We start from the raw sequence: 18,727 nt of genomic DNA, 5'->3' as shown, positions 1-18,727 counted from the left end.
AGTTTGAATGAGGACATGGAGTAAGGGGCCAATCTACGTTACAGTCTTTATGACTAAGGGCAGGCTCAGCCTCACTTACTCCACTGGTGAAATGTTAGCTAAACACGTCACCTTGAGAGATACAAGGGCAGGCACCGCCTGCCGTTGAAATGTAACGACCCTCCAAACCTTCCTATACAAATATACGCGCGTGCAACGTAAGGCGATGCCTTACCTACCGTTGGTTATTGTGTCGCCGTAGGGCAGGCACCGCCTGCCGTAAAATTTACTCGCAGAGTTTACTGTACCGTGGAAATCGTGGTTTTTGGTTTACTGTTAAACCGCTGTGTTTTACACACACTAGGCTACCTATCTCTGGTGGAGTCTCACGTAAGTTGTCGGTTAAACCACTACCAACGTAATACTCTATTCCTTGAGTGTTTCTTACATGCAACGCACCTATTTTACCTTCATATTTACCTGAGCCAGGCTTGTAGCCAATAACGGTTGCAGATGAATAATACGCCGGCTTTAATTTGAGCACATTCGACGTTCGCCCAAAAGTGTAGGCATTCGATTGCTTATGCAGCATGAGTCCTTCGCCGCCTTGCTTGACCACCTCTGCTAGATAGTCCAAGAGCTGCTGCTCATTTGAGAGCGTTGTTTGTGGTATGACGAACACGGGATAAGTTTGAGATGGGTATTCTGGGAGCGGAAACAAATGTTTTAGTGCTTCATATCGCTCGGCAAAGTTGCCACCATGACTGGGTAAATCGAATATAGCAAAAGAGACCTGATCCCATGAACTTTGGCTTGGATTGTTACTATGTATTAAGCCTGACATGGTTCCAAAATTCCCTCGCCCTAACCATAACTCACCGTCTAAAGGGACAGCTGGTAATTCACGTGTTATGGCTTCCGGTGCTTTGATAAGTAGGCCTGTGCGCGACCATAAATGCCTTCCATCCCAATATGCACGCACCCCATCTAATTTCTCACTCACATAGTACTGGCTAACATTGACTGGTGATTCAAAGCTTATACCATGCATGAGCGTTAACTGCTGCATTTGACTCACAGAAGAGCCTAGCTGAGTAGGGACTGCAGCCTTTCCGTTGGCTTCAGTTGCATAGCCAAATATACTATTAAAAATTAAACTTGTGGTTAAACCAAACATGTTGTTTCCTCATGGCAGTCGGATGAATAAAATTAGTCATGTTTAGGCGGTTATCTAGTGAATTGCGCATTTGCGGACAAAAAAAAGCCCGCTCAAGTGAGCGGGCAAAATGTAACAACAACAAGGAGGAAGTAAATTCAGAAGTTGAAGCAATTTAAATGCATGCACACCATGAAAAGCGACAACCTTTCAAATTTGGTTAACAAACTGCTTTCTGAAGATGAGGGTATTATAGAGATCCACGATCCTAATTCAAGCGAGATTTAATAGGCATTCAGATAAATATAACTAATGCGTTAATTAATTGTGATCGTCTTTTATTTACCGATTTTACTTTGATACACATTGTAAGTCATTGATAATTATGTAACTGAACTCGATATAAAGTTTGTAAAGCATAACTAATTCTTAGGCTGATATTTAAACAGTGCTGATTTGTAGCTATTACTCGCTTTAATTAAGTAAATGAATATACAAAGGAGCTTTACACATATGTATACTTGGCCCGTTAGAGTTTATTATGAAGATACTGATGCTGGCGGCATCGTCTACTATGCAAATTACCTGAAGTTCATTGAACGGGCGCGTACGGAATGGTTACGTAGTTTAGGTGTAGAGCAGTGCCAACTCTTAGAAGAGGGAGTTGGGTTTGTTGTTCGTAAAGTTGACTTAAATTTACTTAGCCCGGCACGCTTTAATGACGAACTTGAAGTAAGCTGTACAGTAACTAGGTTACGCAATGCATCGGTTATGTTTCAACAGCAAGTGCGTCGGAAAAATGGCGACCTACTTTGTGAAGCTCATGTTTTAGCTGCCTGTGTTAATCTTAACGCAATGCAGCCTGTAGCCATTCCACGTTCAATTTTAGAGGTTATACGTAGTGCAATCTGATCTTTCTTTCTTTGACCTGTTTCTCCAAGCTGGGCTTGTTGTTCAATTTGTCATGGCTGTGCTAGTGGCCATGTCCATTCTATCTTGGGCGCTTATTTTTCAGCGCCATAAAGTGCTGACACAAGCGAAGAAAACCACCAGTGCATTTGAAAGTCGATTCTGGTCAGGGGTTGATTTGGCAAAGCTGTACAAAGAAGTGTCAGCGAAAGGGGAAAGGAAAGAAGGAATTGAAAATTTATTTCACGCAGGCTTCCGTGAGTTTGCACGCTTACGCTCGCACCAAGAGTCAGATGCCAGTGCTATTTTAAACGGTTCTCAGCGAGCTATGCGCGTAGCCCACTCGCGTGAGGTAGATTTGTTAGAAAGTAACCTTTCTGTCTTAGCGACTATTGGCTCTATCAGCCCTTATATCGGTTTGTTTGGTACCGTTTGGGGTATTATGAATGCATTCATTTCCTTAAGCGATGTTCAACAGGCCACCTTGCAGGCTGTAGCACCGGGTATTGCAGAAGCACTTGTTGCTACCGCTATGGGTTTATTCGCAGCGATTCCTGCAGTGATGGCCTATAACCGGTTCGCCTACCGCGTAGAGCTTTTAGACAATGCTTACGTTAACTTTGCTGAAGAGTTTACTTCTATCTTGCAGCGACAAGCAGCTGTGGTAGCTCCTGTTACGCCTAAGGGAGAAAAGGCGTAATGATGGAACCTTTTGTGAAACGCCGAAAGCGTAAACCGATGAGCGAAATTAACGTCGTCCCGTATATCGACGTTATGCTTGTTTTACTCATTATCTTTATGGTTACTTCTGGCTTACTAGCCCAAGGAGTCGAAGTAGAGCTACCTAAAGCGGAAGCCAAGCCACTTTCCGATGATAAGCCATTGCCCCTCGTTGCTTCTGTCAATAAAGACGGTGTGTACTATTTAAGTGAAGACGGTAAGCCGGCTGTGGAAATGTCTCCAGTAGACCTAGCTGTTGCGGTTGCCGCTCATATTCAATTGAACGCTGAAACACCTGTTGTGGTGCGTGGCGACAGAAACGTAGAGTACGGGAAAGTCATTCAATTGATGGTGTTGTTGGAAGGTGCTGGTGTCCCTTCCGTGGGTTTAATGACCGAGCCGGCGGAGTCTTAGTATGGCAACGAAAGGTAGCATACGGTTTGCACTCATTAAGTCGGTTATTTTACATGTGGCTATTGTAGGCATAGCTATTGTTAGTGTGACTTTTAACCCACCAAAACTAACCACCTTTGAAGTGGACAGTGAAGAGCCAGATATTGAAATAATTGAGGCGGTTACCATAGATAGTGCTGACGTTGAAGCGCAAATAGAGAAGATACAACAGCAGCGCGCAGAAGCACAACGACTAGAAGAACAACGGGTTGCTGCGTTAGAGGCGCGCGCACGTGAAGCACGTCAACGCCGAGAGCGCGAGCAGGCTGAGGCGCGCAGGGCCCAAGCAGCTGCACAAGAAGCTGAAAGGAAAAAAGCACAGCAAGAAGCTGAAGCCCGCGCTGAAGCAGAACGTCTTGAACGAGTAAGGCAAGAAGCGGAACGGCGCTTGCAAGAGCAACGGGAAGAAGAAGCTCGCCTAGAAGCTGAGCGTCAACAGCGTTTAGAAGAAGAGCGTCGACGAGAAGAAGCCGCCCGTCAGCAAGCTGAGCTTGAAAGACAAATGCGGGAAGAAGCTGAACGTCAGCGCCAAGCTCGCGAGCGGGAACGCATGCGACAAGTGAATAGTGAAGTGGATAGGTTTAAAGCGTTAATACAGCAAACCATTCAACGCAATTGGCTTACTGAGCCTTCCATGAGTGGAAAGTCTTGTGTATTACGGATAAGCATTGCCCGAGATGGGTTTGTTACGAATGTCCAAATGGGTGATGGCGATCGCGCTGTTTGTGAGTCAGCTCGGGCCGCTGTTCTTAGGGCCGGTAGCTTACCAGTTTCGCAAGATACTGATGTTTATCGTGAGCTAAGTAACTTTACCTTACGCGTAGAACCAAATTTATAAAGTAGTGGAGTAGGCATGAAACGCTTAGTTGTTATTTTTGCTATATTAGTATCGAGTTTGTTCTCTATTGAGAGCAAAGCTGATCTCGAAATTGTCATTACCGAAGGTACCAATAGCGCGCGGCCCATTGCGATTGTGCCTTTTGCGTGGACCGGTGCTGGCGAAGCCCCATATAACTTTACTGAGGTGGTCAGTTCCGACTTAATTCGCAGTGGTCGTTTTAAGCCGATCGCCATAGAGCAATTACCAAGCCGACCTGCGAACGATGCAGATATCAATGACTACTCTGAATGGGCGCGGTTAGGCGTAGAGGCTGTATTAGTTGGGACTGTGTCTCAGTTTGCTGCCGGCCGTTATGAAGTAAGTTATCAGCTGATTGACCCTTTGCGTGGTCAGATTACCGGTGGTCTTAGCCAATATATTGAAGATGAAGGACTGGTATCTGAACAGGACCATATTCTTGATGGCCGCACCTCGGTCGTACTCGCTTCACAATTTAGACAATACGCTCATCGTATTTCCGATGTGGTGTACGAAGCATTAACGGGTGAGCGCGGTGCATTTTTAACGCGTGTAGCTTATATATTTGTAGAGAAGGGTGCTGAACGGCCATACCAGCTGATTGTGTCGGATTATGATGGAGAGAACGCACGGGTGCTATTACGCTCTCCTGAACCTTTGATGTCCCCTGCATGGTCTCCGGACGGTACTAAACTTGCGTATGTTAGCTTTGAGAACAAACGGTCTGAAATATATATTCAAGATATTTATACAACGGAGCGAGAAAAGCTGACGTCATTTCCACGTATTAATGGGTCGCCCGCATGGTCGCCAGACGGTAGCAAAATGGCGATGGTATTGTCGAAAAATGGTGCCCCTGATATATATGTGATGGACCTAGCTACACGTGAGTTGAAGCAAATTACCAACCATTGGCGAATAGACACAGAGCCAAAATGGACTCCGGACGGCAAGTCCTTAGTATTCACATCTGAGCGTGGTGGCTTACCGCAAGTGTACCGGGTTGATTTAGACACAGCGAAAGTCCGCCGCATTACTTTCAATGGGCGTTCAAACTTGGGTGGGGTAGTCACTCCTGATGGTAAAGGCTTGGTTATGGTGAACCGCGATGCCGGTGCTTACCATATAGCTCGCCAAGACTTTCCGACGGGGAATTTTCACCCTTTAACGCAAACCAGCTTAGATGAGTCTCCAAGCATTGCGCCAAATGGTAGTATGATCATTTACAGCACGATGCACGGTAACAAACAGGTGTTGGCACTTGTATCAATGGATGGGCGTTTTCAAGCGCGCTTACCGTCGCGAGCAGGCGACGTAAAAGCCCCCGCTTGGTCACCATTCCTATAAATGTAGAAACATGGTATCTTTTCGATTGATACCCTTGACCTAGAAATAAAAGGAAATCCAAATGAAGTTTTCACCATTAGTTAGAGCATCCGTACTTGCTATCAGTGCAATGACACTGGCTGCTTGTAGCTCAACCTCTGATGATGCTAGCGGCACAAGTGCAGCAACTACCTCTGAAGCCCAGCAAGGCCAAGGAGTAGAAACGGGCGCTGCAGACCGTATTTTGACGCCAGCAGAACAGCGAGCGCAAGAGCGGGAAGAAAAACGTCAACGTTATGCTGACTTACGTCAAGAAAGAGTGATTTACTTTGACTTTGACAATGCAAGTATTCGTGGCGAATTCGCAGAAATTTTAGCTGCGCATGCAGATTACCTTGTTCGTAACCCATCCATGACAGTTGTTATTGAAGGGCATACCGATGAGCGTGGTACACCTGAGTACAACATCGCGTTAGGTGAGCGTCGTGCAAAGTCGGTTGTAGACTATTTGCAGAGCTTAGGTGTAAGCGCAGGACAAATGACAATGGTTTCATACGGTGAAGAGAAGCCAGTTGTCCGTCAAAGCAATGAGCGCGCTTGGGCACAAAACAGACGCGCTGTATTAGTATACTAAACATAAACAGCAGGAGCTGGGAGTATGAAACTTAAGGTAACGGTTACCGCACTCGCTTTCACACTTGGTTGTTTGGCATCAACAAATGCTTACAGCCAGGCAGAGTCTGTTGCGCAGCGAGTTGATCGCTTAGAGAGGGCATTTGAAGCACGCCAGGCAGGGCAAGCACGTATTTTGCAGCAACTTAATAGCTTGCAGCGTGAAGTGAGTGAGCTTCGTGGCATTACCGAAAGTCATGCAAACCAGCTTGAGCAAATATTAGAGCGTCAGCGCGATCTTTACCAAGAGATTGAGCGTAGGCTTGCAGAGCCTCAATCAACGGGCATGGATAGCGCTAGGTACGATGAAGCTGACGTTTTTAATGCAGACACAAGCAATGCAGAAACTGGCTACGACCGCGCGATACGACTGGTGCTTGAAGAAAAACGTTATGATCAAGCCATACCGGAGTTCCAACGTTACATAGCAAATAATCCAAACTCCGAATATGTTGGAAATGCCCATTACTGGTTAGGGCAACTCTTCTATGTTCAGCAGAACTATACCGAAGCAAAAAGCCACTTTAGTACTGTCGTCTCGAATCATGCAGACTCAACAAAACGAGCTGACTGTATTTTGAAGCTTGGTATGATTGCTGCTTTAGAAGGGAACAGCACAGCTGCAAGACGTTTTTTTGAACAAGTGAATCGTGAATACCCGAATTCAACAGAGTCAGGAATGGCTACGCGTCAGTTACAGTCACTAAGCAATTGAGTGTTAATATAAAGTTGCTTGCTGTTGGTATTTTCTACTAACTGCTTAGAATGTGTGCGATTGGTGTGAAAGTCGAAAAAAAAGTGCAGTTTTGCGATAATTTATGTTGCATGAGTCAGCTTTTTCAGTAAACTATGCCGCCGTTGCCCAGTGGTAATACACGCAGCAAATTTGGAAGTGGGTCGTTAGCTCAGTTGGTAGAGCAGTTGACTTTTAATCAATTGGTCGCTGGTTCGAATCCAGCACGACCCACCACTTCCAAACTCACCTTAGGTTGGGTCGTTAGCTCAGTTGGTAGAGCAGTTGACTTTTAATCAATTGGTCGCTGGTTCGAATCCAGCACGACCCACCAACCTCGCAAGAATCAAAGTGCGCCTCACGTTTATTCACGGTATAATACAAATTCATCTTAGCCATGTGGCTCATTGAAGTTAACTGGTCGGAATTTTATGGAACAATCACAGTTTATTAATACGTTTGAGTTCGAGTTTCCTCCAAAACCTGCCCCTTTGTCAGATGCGGAGAAACTAGCCGCGCGTGAGCGTATAAAAGCGCTTCTAAAAGAGCACAACGCAGTGCTTGTTGCGCATTACTATACAGACCCAGAAATTCAGGCCTTAGCCGAAGAGACGGGTGGTTGTGTTGCTGACTCACTTGAAATGGCTCGGTTCGGCGCACAACATGAAGCAGACACCTTGATTGTAGCTGGTGTGAAATTTATGGGCGAAACCGCCAAGATTTTAACACCCAACAAGCGTGTTCTTATGCCAACACTTGAGGCAACCTGTTCACTTGACTTAGGTTGTCCGCCAGAAGAGTTTTCCGCATTTTGCGATAAGCACCCAGAGCACACCGTTGTTGTGTATGCAAACACCTCTGCTGCCGTAAAAGCGCGTGCAGACTGGGTTGTTACGTCAAGTATTGCGCTTGATGTTGTAGAACACTTGGACAGCCAGGGCGAGAAAATTCTCTGGGCACCAGATAAACATCTAGGTGACTATATAAATAAGCAAACAGGGGCTGATATGGTCCTTTGGGATGCAGCTTGTATTGTGCATGACGAATTTAAATCTCGTGCGCTAGTACAGCTGAAAGAACAGCATCCTGATGCGGCAGTATTGGTTCACCCAGAGTCGCCGGCGGCTATTGTTGAGTTAGCAGATGCTGTGGGCTCAACGTCACAGCTGATTAAAGCGAGCCAGGAACTACCGCACGAGAAATTCATTGTTGCTACCGACAAAGGCATTTTCTATAAAATGCAGCAATTGTCGCCGGAAAAAACATTCCTTGAAGCACCAACAGGTGGCGACGGAGCAACATGTCGCAGTTGTGCACACTGCCCTTGGATGGCCATGAATGGTTTAGCGGCCATCGAACAGGCGTTAAGCAGTGACGGTAAAGCACATGAGATTCATGTAGATGCAGCGTTAGCAGAGAAGGCATTAAAACCTCTCGACCGTATGCTGAACTTCTCGGTGAAGTAATCTATATGTCTTCTGTGTTGTGGGTTGGATTTGGTGATATCGCCCAGCGCACAGCGCCCTTGCTTATCGCAAGCGGATATTCAGTGATCGGGGCTCGTCGTAGCCCCGTTCTTGATCCTGGCGCTGAGTCATTAAGTTTTGTACAAGGTGATGGGCGCGAAGTAGAAGCATGGCGCCGCTGGCTTTTGCAAAAGCCTGACACCATCATTATTTCCATGATCCCTACAGACTTTACTGAAGAGGGCTACCGGCAAGGCTATTTAGAGCCTGTTCAAGCGTTATTAAAGGCGCTATCCGCCTTGCAGAACTATCATCCCCAGATTTACTTTGTATCGAGCACGAGCGTCTTTGGCGACGCTGGGGGCGACTGGGTTAACGAAGAAACTCAGCCGAACCCATCTGGCTTTTCTGGCATGGTCCTGTTGGCTTGTGAACAAGCATTGCTAGCCAGTGGTTACACTGGGTATATAATGCGGTGCTCAGGTATATATGGTCCTGGACGTACACGTTTGATAGACTCGGTCCGCACAGGGCAATTTAAGCTTCATCAAGGCTGGACAAATCGGATCCATGCGGATGATATTGCCAGAGCTATCAACCTGCTAATGCAACGCCAACAAGTCACTGGAATGGAGATTCTTCATTTATCGGATGATACACCTGTAGCTCAGCGAGATGTAGTATTGTGGCTCGCGGAGCAATTGGGTATCAGTGTTGAATCCAAACAAAAGACAAGCTCAATACCGGCCCGCGGAAGTAAGCGAATTTCTAATGATAAGCTAAAGTCTTTAGGCTTTGAGTTTACATATCCAAGCTTCAAACAAGGCTACAGTCAACTACTAACTCCACCATAACTATAATGCACTGGCGAAGCCCTGTGTTCTTTTGTATTATATTAGCACTTTCTAATTTTCTTTGGTATTTATGCTTAGTCGACGCCCTCGCCGAGCTGGCGAACCCGCAGCAGGAACTCTCCTTAAGTCAGCGCATCTCGTGCTTGGCCCTCTTGTAGCCGTTATTTCATTAGGTATAGCAAAGACACTTGGGATGCCTATTGCTGCAGCATGGATGTTAGCAACAGTAATTTGGGTGGGTTGGTGGTGGATTACAGAAGCTTTACCGTTGGCTATTACTTCATTATTGCCATTTGTACTGACACCACTAGGCGGCATTCTTGATTATAAGGAGGCTAGTACTGCTCTAGGCGACCATATCATTGTTTTATTTATGGCGGCGTTTATGCTGGCTAAAGCTGTTGAAGTGAGTGGCGTACATCGACGTTTAGCTTTAAATATGGTGAGTTTGATTGGTGCATCAAATGGTAAGCTTATTATCTTGGCTTTTATGGTAGCATCCGCAGTTTTGTCCATGTGGATTTCAAATACAGCAGCGGTATTAGCGCTTTTGCCTGTGGCACTAGCTCTTGCCGAGGTCTCTGAGCAACGCCAGTTTCAGCGAGCTTTGCTGTTAGGTTTGGCTTACTCTGCATCTCTTGGTGGTATAGCTACGCTGATAGGCTCACCACCAAATCTAATTTTTGCTTCTGTATATGAAAATTATACTGGTGATAGCTTTGGCTTTACACGCTGGATGGGAGTTGGCTTCCCAATCACTTTAATAGGGTTGCCACTTATTGGCTGGTGGTTAACCCGTGGGGTTAGTTTGTCCACGCCCATAGCTTTGCCCAAACCCGACACTATGAGCTCGCAAGAACGGCGTGTATTAAGTGTGTTTGGTGCGGTTGTTCTTTTGTGGGTGTTACGTACGGAGCCTTTGGGTGGTTGGACAGGCTGGTTTAGTTTACCAGGAGTTGGTGACTCAACCATCGCTCTTATGGGGGTTTTAGCCATGTTCATTATATCAAATGGTAAGGGACAGCGTCTTTTAAATTGGGACCAAGCAGTGGACATCCCTTGGGGGATTCTCCTCCTTTTCGCTGGTGGGATGTGCATGGCTGAGGGGGTTATGGCTAGTGGTTTAAGTGAAATTATGGGGGCAGCCCTAGCAAGCTTCACTCAGTTACCATTATGGCTCTTAGTTTTTCTGATTGGTTTAAGCGTGTCATTCTTAACCGAAGTGACTTCAAATACAGCGACAGCAACTTTACTAATGCCGATACTAGCTGCCATAGCTGCTGCTGCGGAACTACCAATCGAAGTTCTCATGATTCCAGCAGTTATTGCTTGTAGCTGTGCTTTTTGCTTACCAATTGCGACTCCACCCAATTCTATTGTGTTTTCATCGAACAGAATAACTATTAAAGAAATGGCAAAAGAAGGCTTTGTGTTAAATATTTTAATGGCAGCTGTTAGTGCTGCTGTTGTTCTTTTTATTGTATGAGGTTAAAAATGAAACGATTTGTATTTCCAGTATTCATGTCTTTGTATATGTCACTTTTCATGACCGTGTTAATTACTGCTATTAACACCGGTGTTTCGAGTGGTTTCTTTCAACGTTGGATTGTGTCATTCGCTATTGCTTGGCCAATTGCTTTGATTTTAGTTCTACTCGGTGGACAACAAATTCAACTGTTATCGCAGCGAGTTTCACAGCGTTTAGCGAAAAGTGAGTGAATTGTAAGCATATGGGTTTGAAGTCAGCTCTTTCTCTTGCTTAAAGCGCCTGATTTAACTAATATAGCGCCCTATTGGATAGGTGTCCGAGTGGCTGAAGGAGCACGCCTGGAAAGCGTGTATACGTTCATAGCGTATCGAGGGTTCAAATCCCTCCCTATCCGCCAGTATTTCAAAAACCCGCTTTATAGCGGGTTTTTTCGTTTTACAGTTCCCATCTGAATCTTCTAGGGCTTATAACAATAATTGTAAGCTAAAGCTTAATCTCCTGCATGGACTAGCATTTCTATACGCATCGTCTATTTTGTAATCATCTTGATTGAGACTATGGATGGTCATACTTAGTAGGATATAAGCAATTAAGATACTTTTTTTAGCAGTTTGCATGGACGCAAAGCTGTCTGCGAAGGGATGCGCAGCGGGCTAGATCTTTAACTGATCTAGCCCGCTATCAAAAAGCGCATGTTGCACTTGATAACCATTCCTATTTGCATTTATAATAAAGGCATATGGTTGAGGAGTGCTTATGTACGTTTGCTTATGTAAAAATGTAACAGATTCGGATATAGAAGCTGCTGTTGCAAATGGATGTGGGAATATGCGCGAACTAAAGTCCGCACTCGGTGTGGGCTCGCAATGTGGTCGTTGTACAAGCCATGCGCGTGAAGTTCTTTACGAAGCAAAGCAAACTGCGCACTCAGGGCCAGTCCAATACGCTACGCCGTTACAAACCAGCCATTTACAAACGTCCCTCAACATGGAAAGCTGCTATACTTAACAAGTCAACTTGTTCAGTTAGGAGCTTTGTATGAAAGGCAATACAGAAGTGCTTGCGGCACTTAATTCCGTTTTAACGCGAAAGCTTACTGCTATAAACCAGTATTTCTTGCATGCACGAATGCATAAAAATACTGGCTTCGAACAATTAAACTCCGCTGTTTATAAAGCGTCTATCAAAGAAATGGTACACGCTGACAAAATTATCGAACGTATTCTATTACTTGAAGGTTTGCCGAACTTGCAAGAGCTCGGTAAGTTGTTCATTGGTGAGCACACCAAAGAAATGCTCACGTCTGACTTAAAAGTACAAGCGGCAGACATAAAAGCAATTAAGCAAGCTATTGCTGTGTGTGAAAAAGCGGAAGACTTTGTTTCTCGTGAGCTTTTAAGTGAAATTCTTGAGCAACAAGAAGAGCACTATGACTGGCTAGAAACACAAGTAGAACTAATGAAACGTATAGGCGTTGAGCGTTACTTACAAACTAAATTACCTGGAGGTGGCCACTAATGACGGCAGTTGTTTCAGCTCTTAACGATTTACTCAAGTGGGAATTAACCTCGATTGATCAATATACGCGTAATGCTGCATTCTATGATGACTGGGGTTTGACGAAACTACACGAGCGTATTGCTCATGAAGCGGACGATGAAAGAGCACATGCCCAGTTGTTGATCGATCGTATTATATTTCTCGGCGGTAAGCCGAATATGAATGATCAATACGAAGTTACGCATGCAGACTCGGTTGCAGCTATGCTAGCAAGTGACTTAGAGCTTGAGTTGAATAATGCGAAAGCCCTAAAGAAAACGATCGCTTTATGTGAAGCAGAGCAAGACTTTGTGACACGGCAAATGCTGGTGGGTATTTTAAAAGATACTGAAGAAGACCACGCTTATTGGTTGCAGCAACAGTTACGCTTAATGGATACACTTGGTTTAGAACTTTACTTACAAGCACAAGTAGGTTAACGCTTGCCATAGCAAAGATGAACTTGAGGCTCGCTGCGGCGGGCCTTTTTATTTGGCTGACCTACATGCTGTGGCACCTATGCAAGAAGCAGGTAAACAGCAGCCATTGCTTGGTTATAGTGTTAAAATAAGAACCATTCATAACCCATGCTCACAAAGGATAACAAGTGGCCTATGCCTGCTCAGCAACCCCAGCACTTTGCTAATATAACGAACTTGCATAGTTTTGCTTTGCCAGCGACTTGCCGTCAGTTAATTGAATTGACCTGTCAAAGCCAGCTGCCAGAAGTACCTTGGAATGCACAGACGCTTATTCTCGGTGAAGGTACCAATACAATATTTTTGGATAACTTCAACGGGTGTGTTCTGGTGAATAAGTTAAAGGGCCTTCACGTTAAAGAAACAGCCACTGATTTTTTAGTGACTGCGCAAGCAGGTGAGAACTGGCATGATTTTGTTGTTTTCTTACACGACAAAGGCATACATGGGCTTGAGAACTTAGCATTGATACCCGGCACAGTAGGGGCGGCACCCGTTCAAAATATAGGTGCTTATGGTGTTGAAGTGGGGACCTTTATTGAAGCGGTCGCTGGCTGGGACTGCAAAAAGTCGGAAGCTACTTTGTGGTCTCACAATGAGTGTTCATTTGGCTATCGGTCAAGCCGCTTCAAACGACCTGAATGGCGACATATTATAATTACAGCGGTGCACTTTCGTATTCCTAAAAACTGGCAGCCAGTGCTAAGCTACAAGGAACTGATGGATTTACCTGAAAATGTTTCAGCGACTCAATTAATGGAGCGCATTATAGCAGTGCGCACGGAAAAGCTACCTGACCCGAGTGATATACCGAATGCAGGCTCATTTTTTAAGAACCCGACGGTACCAGAAGAGTTTGCACGTACTCTGAAAGCCAAGTACCCAGAACTACCACAGTATCCACAAGCCAATGGCCAGGTAAAACTTGCCGCCGCATGGTTAATTGAGCAGGCTGGTCTAAAGCAGGTTGCTTATGGCGACGCAGCTGTGCACCAGCGTCAAGCCTTGGTATTGATCAACTTAGGGAGCGCAAAGGGCGAGGAGCTAAAGCGTTTAGCTCAGCATATTATACGCGTTGTATTTGAAACCTATGGTGTTCAACTGGAGCCTGAAGTACGGCTTATAAGTGCGGAAGGACTGATGGCCCATATATGAACTTGATACAAACACAGTTACTGGAGTTGCTTGCAGACGGACAGTTTCATTCCGGTGAAGCGCTGGGCACGGCTTTGGGCGTGTCGCGCATGGCAGTACACAAGCGCATTGACAGTTTAGCTGCATTAGGCCTGGACATTTTCCGGGTCAACAGGAAAGGCTACCGGTTAGCCCAGCCGTTGCAGTTATTAGACAAAGCTATTATTTTGCACGAACTTCCGCCGCACATAGGTGACTTGCATGTGCACCATATAACAAGCTCTACCAATGACGACTTGCGTTTATTGTTAAAGCAAGAACAGGTACAGCCCGGCTTGAGCGTGATTGCGGAGATGCAAACGGCAGGACGGGGTAGACGCGGTAAGCCTTGGCAATCCCCTTTTGGATGTAATTTATACTTGTCCATGTACTGGCCTTTGCTACAAGGGTTGAATGCAGCCATTGGTATGAGTGTGACCCTAGGCGTCGCGCTTGCTAAGTTACTGCAAAAGCAGGGCATAGAAGGGGTGAGTATAAAATGGCCCAATGACGTTTATATTGCTGAACAGAAAGTAGCTGGCATTTTAGTCGAGCTGGAAGGGCAAGCTGATGGAGAAGGTCAAGCCATTGTGGGTGTTGGGTTAAACCTTATGATGCCACCTAATCAAGAGCACATTGACCAGCCCTTTACGAGTGTGCAAGAGCACCTTTCTTCTCAGTTAAATAGAAACCAGTGGGCTGCACTATTAATTGAAGCCGTATACTCAGCGCTACAGCAACATGATGCACAAGGCTTGCAGCCCACGGTGGCTGCCTGGCCTCAGTTTGATCGCTTTTATAAACAACCCGTAGAGGTAATATTAGGCCAGCATAAGCATGAGGGTATTGCCTGCGGCATTGATGAAATGGGTGCTTTTCTGGTAGAGCAAGAGGGGGTACTCAAACGCTACTTTGGAGGAGAAGTCAGTGTTCGAAGCAAATAGTACACCTCTGTTTATTGAAATGGGCAATAGTGCGTGGAAAGCGGCCCGCGCCACGTCGCAGACAGACATACTGGTTGCATGTGGCCGGGGTGAAACCACACTGCAATTGCATGCTTGGCTGGCGCAGCAACCTGAACAAACGCTGGTGTTAGCAAGTGTTGGCTCAGAGGCTGAGGTTGTCGCTTTAGTCGACACCTTATGTGAGAAGGGCTATCACGTTATGCGGGCCACCACAGGCGAGGCGGCCGACTTTAAGCACTGTTACCAAGAGCCGCAGATGTTAGGGGTAGACCGCTGGCTGACCATGCTGGCGCTGCGCTCCCGCAAGCAGAATTGCGTCATTTTGGACGCAGGCACGGCCTTTACCTTGGATGTACTAGACGCCAACGGCCAGCACCTTGGAGGTTGGATCTCGCCTGGTCTCAAACTCATGCAGCATGCTTTAGTTAGTCGTAGTGAACGCCTACATGTCAACGAAGAATGGGTGCCGGGTGGTTTAGGATCGTCGACCCAAGACGCTATAGGCTTAGGCTGCCAAGCAGCACTTCAAGGCGTATGCGAACAAGCCATTGAACGGGCGAGGGCGTTATTGCCGCATGCTGACTTAGAAGTGTTCCTGACCGGTGGCGATATTCGCTACTTAAACCTTGAACGCATAGGAGCACATCAGCACAGGCCGTTACTGGTGCTGGAAGGTTTATATACCTGGTGGCGCGAACAGCTTTAGTTTTTCTCTCACTGGCCGATACGGTATTTAGCTTTTAACCACCGATATGAGGTGACTATGTCTTTGTATTCTCGCTGTGCTGCTGCCTTGAAGGCCATTGCGACCGCTTCAGTGGTGCTATTCCTTTTTTCAGGTGCAGCCATAGCGCGGCAATTTGAAGTGCCAGAAGCCGTTCAGTTGTATACCGACGACAAACTGGTAGAAATGATTCGTTTGAATACGCACTTAAAGCAAGTGCGGGACGTAGACAATTGCCAGTTATACCAAGATATTAAAGCGCAAGCGGAAGTGGAGCGCCGGCCAGCGTACCAGTTTCTTTATGGAGACATGTTGGCCTATGCCGTGTGCTACGAGCGTAATGTGGAGCTCGGTGTGACCTACATGCAAGAAGCTGCTGCCCAAGGCCTGCCTGAAGCTCTAGAGCAGCTTGGGCGCTACTATCATGTGGGCCAGTTGGTGCAGGTGGACATGCGCCGCGCCATTCTTTATTTGCGGGAGGCTGCCAGCTTAGGTAACTTGCCGGCACAAAAGCGCTTTGCTCGAATTTTACTTGAGGGGCACGGTAGTGCGCTTGATATGGAAGCTGCTTACCATTACTTGCACAACACAGTAACAGCCAATACCACCGAGCATAGACAAATACGAAGTTTGTTGAATGCGCTTGCAGAAAAGCTGCCGCCACGAATTGTTGCCCGTGCGCAGCAGCCTCTGAATGCTTAACTTAGGCGTGACTTAAAGTCTTGATAGTTGAAGGTGCGAACCAAGTCAAAACTGTTGTCTTCACGAAGAATACCTATGGATGGGTGCTCTACACCATTAAAGAACGAAGTTTTTACCATGGTGTAATGCATCATGTCTTCGAACAGTAAGCGGTCCCCAATCTGAATTTCTTGATGAAAGGTGTATTCAGGCAATACATCACCTGCAAGACATGAATTCCCACCGATGCGGTAAGCGTAGGGCTTTTCTCCCGCTGTGCCGCCTTGCTCACCTTTAAAGGTTAACGCCGGTCGGTAGGGCATTTCTAAAACATCGGGCATATGGGCTGTCGCGGAAATATCCACAATCAGAATATTGCCTTCATTGTTCACAATGTCCACCACCTCGCAGACAAGTGGACCTGTTTGCCAAGCAACAGCAGAGCCAGGCTCCAATATCACCTCAAGGTCATAGGTTTCTCTTAAACGCTTTAACTGCGCAATGAGATGGTCTACATCGTAACCTGCGCGCGTCATTAAATGACCACCGCCGAGATTAATCCACTTGAGCTGGTGAAGGTATTGCCCGAATTTGTCCTCTACAGCTTGTAAGGTGCGCTCTAGTGAAAAGGAGTCACACTCACATAGGTTGTGTACATGGAAGCCTTCGATGTCGCTTAAATCAGCCCCCTGAAGGTCGACAGCACGTATTCCAAGGCGAGAGCCTGGGGCAGAAGGGTCGTACAGCTCTGTGTCGGCTTCTTGTTGCTCCGGGTTAATTCGAATGCCCATGGAAACGCCCGCCGCTTTTGCTTGTTCTTTAAAGCGTTCAAACTGCGAAAGGCTGTTAAAGGAGATGTGTTGACACAGCTCCAATAAACGCGGCATTTCGCTTGCTTTATAGGCCGGAGAGTAAGCATGCACTTCACCGCCAAAGGTATCTGCAGCTAGCTCAGCTTCCCAAATTGAACTGGCCGTACAGCCAGCAAGATACTGCTTTACCAGAGGGAAGCTGCTCCACATGGAGAAGCCTTTAAGAGCCAGAATAATTTCGGCACCGCTTTGCTCTTGCACATGTTTCATTAGCTCAAGATTACGACGTAATTTCGCTTCGTCCAGTACATAACAAGGCGAAGGTATATCCGCGGAAAGAAACGGACTATTCTGACTCATATACAACTCCTTAAAGGCCTATTATTACAAGGCGACTACTTGCTAAAAGGTGACTCGATGTTGTCGAGCACATGCCAAGGTAACCCGTATTGGTTTAAGCGTTCCATCATTGGGTCTGGATCAAATTGCTCCATGTTCCATACGCCTGGTTTCATCCAGGTGCCATTTAACATCAGCATGGCGCCGATCATTGCTGGCACACCTGTCGTATAAGAAACGGCTTGCGCACCCACTTCGGCATTACATGCGGCATGGTCGCAGTTGTTATAAATAAAGATGGTCTTTTCTTCGCCATCTTTAATACCGGTAATATAAGTACCGATACAGGTTTTTCCTTCATAACCTTCCGCTAGGGAACCAGGGTTCGGTAAGACGGCCTTGAGGAATTCTAATGGCGCGATTTTTTGACCATTGAAGTCAATCGGCTCAATAGAAGTCATGCCAATACCTTCTAGTACTTTCAAGTGGTTTAAGTAGGCGTCACCAAATGTCATCCAGAAACGAGCGCGCTTCAGGGTTGGGAAGTGTTTCACTAAAGACTCAAGCTCTTCATGGAATAACAAGTATGACGCACGTACGCCAACCCCAGGGTAGTCGAGATCTTTGCGAATACTAATCGGGTCGGTTTCGTGCCACTGTCCGTCTTCCCAATACTTACCGCGCTGGGTGATTTCGCGAATGTTAATTTCAGGGTTAAAGTTAGTGGCAAATGCTTGGCCATGGTCACCACCATTACAGTCGACAATATCGAGATATAAAATTTCGTCGAAGTAATGTTTTGCGGCATAGGCGGTAAACACGTTGGTAACGCCTGGGTCAAAGCCAGAGCCTAGTAAAGCCATTAAGCCTGCTTCTTTAAAGCGGTCGTGGTAGGCCCACTGCCAGCTGTACTCAAACTTTGCTTCTTCTTTTGGCTCGTAATTCGCTGTGTCTAAGTAATGAACGCCCGTTTCAAGACATGCGTCCATAATGGTTAGGTCTTGGTACGGTAAAGCAACGTTTATAACGAGGCTTGGTTTTACTTGGTTAATAAGCTCCACAAGCTCTGGAACATTATCTGCGTCAACAGCGTAAGCACCGACTACGCGGTCTTTACCTACTTCCTCCTGCAACGCAATGCACTTAGACACCGTGCGTGAGGCTAAATGAATTTCGCTAAAATGCTCTGGTAGCATTGCACATTTTTTTACGACGACGGAGCTTACACCGCCTGCGCCAATGATAAGAACTCGTGACATAATGTTGACCCTTCTTTATATGGGGAACTACTTAAATACCAACGTGTTGGCACTCCAGATTTGATGCGCGATTTTGCCTAGCGTTTGCGGTAAAAGCAATACAAAACGGCGCCTTTTCGATGAAAAAATACGGCTTGGTT

21 protein-coding genes and 3 tRNA genes are annotated in these 18,727 nt (G+C 46.2%); 21 read left to right on the top strand and 3 right to left on the bottom strand.

Features of this window, described 5'->3' with window-relative positions:
* Window positions 1–265: 265 nt before the first annotated feature.
* Window positions 266–1,156, bottom strand: coding sequence for a DNA ligase (locus CWE15_RS09740; RefSeq protein ID WP_126757897.1), 891 nt, complete (start codon window positions 1,154–1,156; stop codon window positions 266–268).
* A 492-nt stretch (window positions 1,157–1,648) separates the two neighbouring features.
* Between CWE15_RS09740 and ybgC the strand changes: the two genes are divergently transcribed.
* From ybgC to CWE15_RS09635, 21 genes are all read left to right on the top strand, one after another.
* Window positions 1,649–2,047 (top strand): tol-pal system-associated acyl-CoA thioesterase, encoded by a 399-nt coding sequence (gene ybgC / locus CWE15_RS09735; protein ID WP_126757896.1) that lies wholly within the window; start codon window positions 1,649–1,651, stop codon window positions 2,045–2,047.
* Entirely contained in the window at window positions 2,037–2,744 is a 708-nt protein-coding gene (gene tolQ / locus CWE15_RS09730; protein WP_126757895.1) for a protein TolQ, read from the top strand. The genes ybgC and tolQ overlap by 11 nt, the downstream gene beginning before the upstream one ends.
* A gap of 2 nt (window positions 2,745–2,746) precedes the next feature.
* The gene (gene tolR / locus CWE15_RS09725) at window positions 2,747–3,178 is read left to right on the top strand and encodes a protein TolR (protein WP_126757903.1); all 432 of its coding nucleotides are present in this window, start codon (window positions 2,747–2,749) and stop codon (window positions 3,176–3,178) included.
* Window position 3,179: 1 nt separating this feature from the next.
* Entirely contained in the window at window positions 3,180–4,055 is an 876-nt protein-coding gene (gene tolA, locus CWE15_RS09720) for a cell envelope integrity protein TolA (RefSeq protein ID WP_126757894.1), read from the top strand.
* A 15-nt stretch (window positions 4,056–4,070) separates the two neighbouring features.
* Window positions 4,071–5,423, top strand: coding sequence for a Tol-Pal system beta propeller repeat protein TolB (tolB, locus tag CWE15_RS09715; protein WP_126757893.1), 1,353 nt, complete (start codon window positions 4,071–4,073; stop codon window positions 5,421–5,423).
* A 61-nt stretch (window positions 5,424–5,484) separates the two neighbouring features.
* A complete protein-coding gene (gene pal / locus CWE15_RS09710) occupies window positions 5,485–6,036 on the top strand; it encodes a peptidoglycan-associated lipoprotein Pal (protein WP_126757892.1) in 552 nt (183 codons plus the stop codon).
* Between the two features lie 24 nt (window positions 6,037–6,060).
* Window positions 6,061–6,789 (top strand): tol-pal system protein YbgF, encoded by a 729-nt coding sequence (ybgF, locus tag CWE15_RS09705; RefSeq protein ID WP_126757891.1) that lies wholly within the window; start codon window positions 6,061–6,063, stop codon window positions 6,787–6,789.
* Between the two features lie 179 nt (window positions 6,790–6,968).
* Window positions 6,969–7,044 (top strand) — tRNA-Lys (locus CWE15_RS09700).
* Between the two features lie 21 nt (window positions 7,045–7,065).
* A tRNA-Lys gene (locus CWE15_RS09695) sits at window positions 7,066–7,141 on the top strand.
* Between the two features lie 97 nt (window positions 7,142–7,238).
* Window positions 7,239–8,273 carry a quinolinate synthase NadA gene (gene nadA, locus CWE15_RS09690; RefSeq protein ID WP_126757890.1) on the top strand — a complete coding sequence of 345 codons (1,035 nt, stop codon included), beginning with the start codon at window positions 7,239–7,241 and terminating at the stop codon, window positions 8,271–8,273.
* A gap of 5 nt (window positions 8,274–8,278) precedes the next feature.
* Window positions 8,279–9,127: an SDR family oxidoreductase gene (locus tag CWE15_RS09685; RefSeq protein WP_126757889.1), complete on the top strand. Its 849-nt coding sequence runs from the start codon at window positions 8,279–8,281 to the stop codon at window positions 9,125–9,127.
* Window positions 9,128–9,197: 70 nt separating this feature from the next.
* Window positions 9,198–10,613, top strand: a complete 1,416-nt coding sequence (locus CWE15_RS09680) for an SLC13 family permease (RefSeq protein ID WP_126757888.1) — start codon at window positions 9,198–9,200, stop codon at window positions 10,611–10,613.
* Window positions 10,614–10,621: 8 nt separating this feature from the next.
* Complete coding sequence (locus CWE15_RS09675; protein ID WP_198675009.1) at window positions 10,622–10,846, top strand: DUF2798 domain-containing protein; 225 nt, start codon at window positions 10,622–10,624, stop codon at window positions 10,844–10,846.
* Window positions 10,847–10,922: 76 nt separating this feature from the next.
* A tRNA-Ser gene (locus CWE15_RS09670) sits at window positions 10,923–11,013 on the top strand.
* 359 nt (window positions 11,014–11,372) lie between these two features.
* Window positions 11,373–11,624, top strand: a complete 252-nt coding sequence (locus CWE15_RS09665; RefSeq protein ID WP_126757886.1) for a bacterioferritin-associated ferredoxin — start codon at window positions 11,373–11,375, stop codon at window positions 11,622–11,624.
* A gap of 30 nt (window positions 11,625–11,654) precedes the next feature.
* A complete protein-coding gene (bfr, locus tag CWE15_RS09660) occupies window positions 11,655–12,134 on the top strand; it encodes a bacterioferritin (RefSeq protein ID WP_126757885.1) in 480 nt (159 codons plus the stop codon).
* Window positions 12,134–12,595: a bacterioferritin gene (gene bfr / locus CWE15_RS09655; RefSeq protein ID WP_126757884.1), complete on the top strand. Its 462-nt coding sequence runs from the start codon at window positions 12,134–12,136 to the stop codon at window positions 12,593–12,595. The genes bfr (CWE15_RS09660) and bfr (CWE15_RS09655) overlap by 1 nt, the downstream gene beginning before the upstream one ends.
* A gap of 147 nt (window positions 12,596–12,742) precedes the next feature.
* Window positions 12,743–13,789: a UDP-N-acetylmuramate dehydrogenase gene (murB, locus tag CWE15_RS09650; protein WP_126757883.1), complete on the top strand. Its 1,047-nt coding sequence runs from the start codon at window positions 12,743–12,745 to the stop codon at window positions 13,787–13,789.
* The gene (birA, locus tag CWE15_RS09645; RefSeq protein ID WP_126757882.1) at window positions 13,786–14,751 is read left to right on the top strand and encodes a bifunctional biotin--[acetyl-CoA-carboxylase] ligase/biotin operon repressor BirA; all 966 of its coding nucleotides are present in this window, start codon (window positions 13,786–13,788) and stop codon (window positions 14,749–14,751) included. The genes murB and birA overlap by 4 nt, the downstream gene beginning before the upstream one ends.
* A complete protein-coding gene (locus CWE15_RS09640) occupies window positions 14,735–15,478 on the top strand; it encodes a type III pantothenate kinase (protein ID WP_126757881.1) in 744 nt (247 codons plus the stop codon). Before birA ends, CWE15_RS09640 begins: the two co-directional genes overlap by 17 nt.
* A gap of 57 nt (window positions 15,479–15,535) precedes the next feature.
* Window positions 15,536–16,198, top strand: a complete 663-nt coding sequence (locus CWE15_RS09635) for a tetratricopeptide repeat protein (RefSeq protein WP_126757880.1) — start codon at window positions 15,536–15,538, stop codon at window positions 16,196–16,198.
* On the opposite strand, the gene nspC is transcribed toward CWE15_RS09635, so the two are convergent.
* Together nspC and CWE15_RS09625 are read right to left on the bottom strand one after the other, a co-directional pair.
* On the bottom strand, window positions 16,195–17,349 hold the full coding sequence (gene nspC / locus CWE15_RS09630; protein WP_126757879.1) for a carboxynorspermidine decarboxylase: 1,155 nt from the start codon (window positions 17,347–17,349) through the stop codon (window positions 16,195–16,197). The genes CWE15_RS09635 and nspC overlap by 4 nt on opposite strands.
* A 35-nt stretch (window positions 17,350–17,384) precedes the next feature.
* Window positions 17,385–18,587 (bottom strand): saccharopine dehydrogenase family protein, encoded by a 1,203-nt coding sequence (locus CWE15_RS09625; protein WP_126757878.1) that lies wholly within the window; start codon window positions 18,585–18,587, stop codon window positions 17,385–17,387.
* Between the last annotated feature and the right edge of the window lie 140 nt (window positions 18,588–18,727).

The sequence above is a fragment of the Aliidiomarina taiwanensis genome (assembly GCF_003987015.1).
Classification (GTDB): Bacteria; Pseudomonadota; Gammaproteobacteria; order Enterobacterales; family Alteromonadaceae; genus Aliidiomarina; species Aliidiomarina taiwanensis.
The sequence above is the reverse complement of the archived record's forward strand: the minus strand, read 5'-3'. Positions and strand labels throughout refer to the sequence as shown.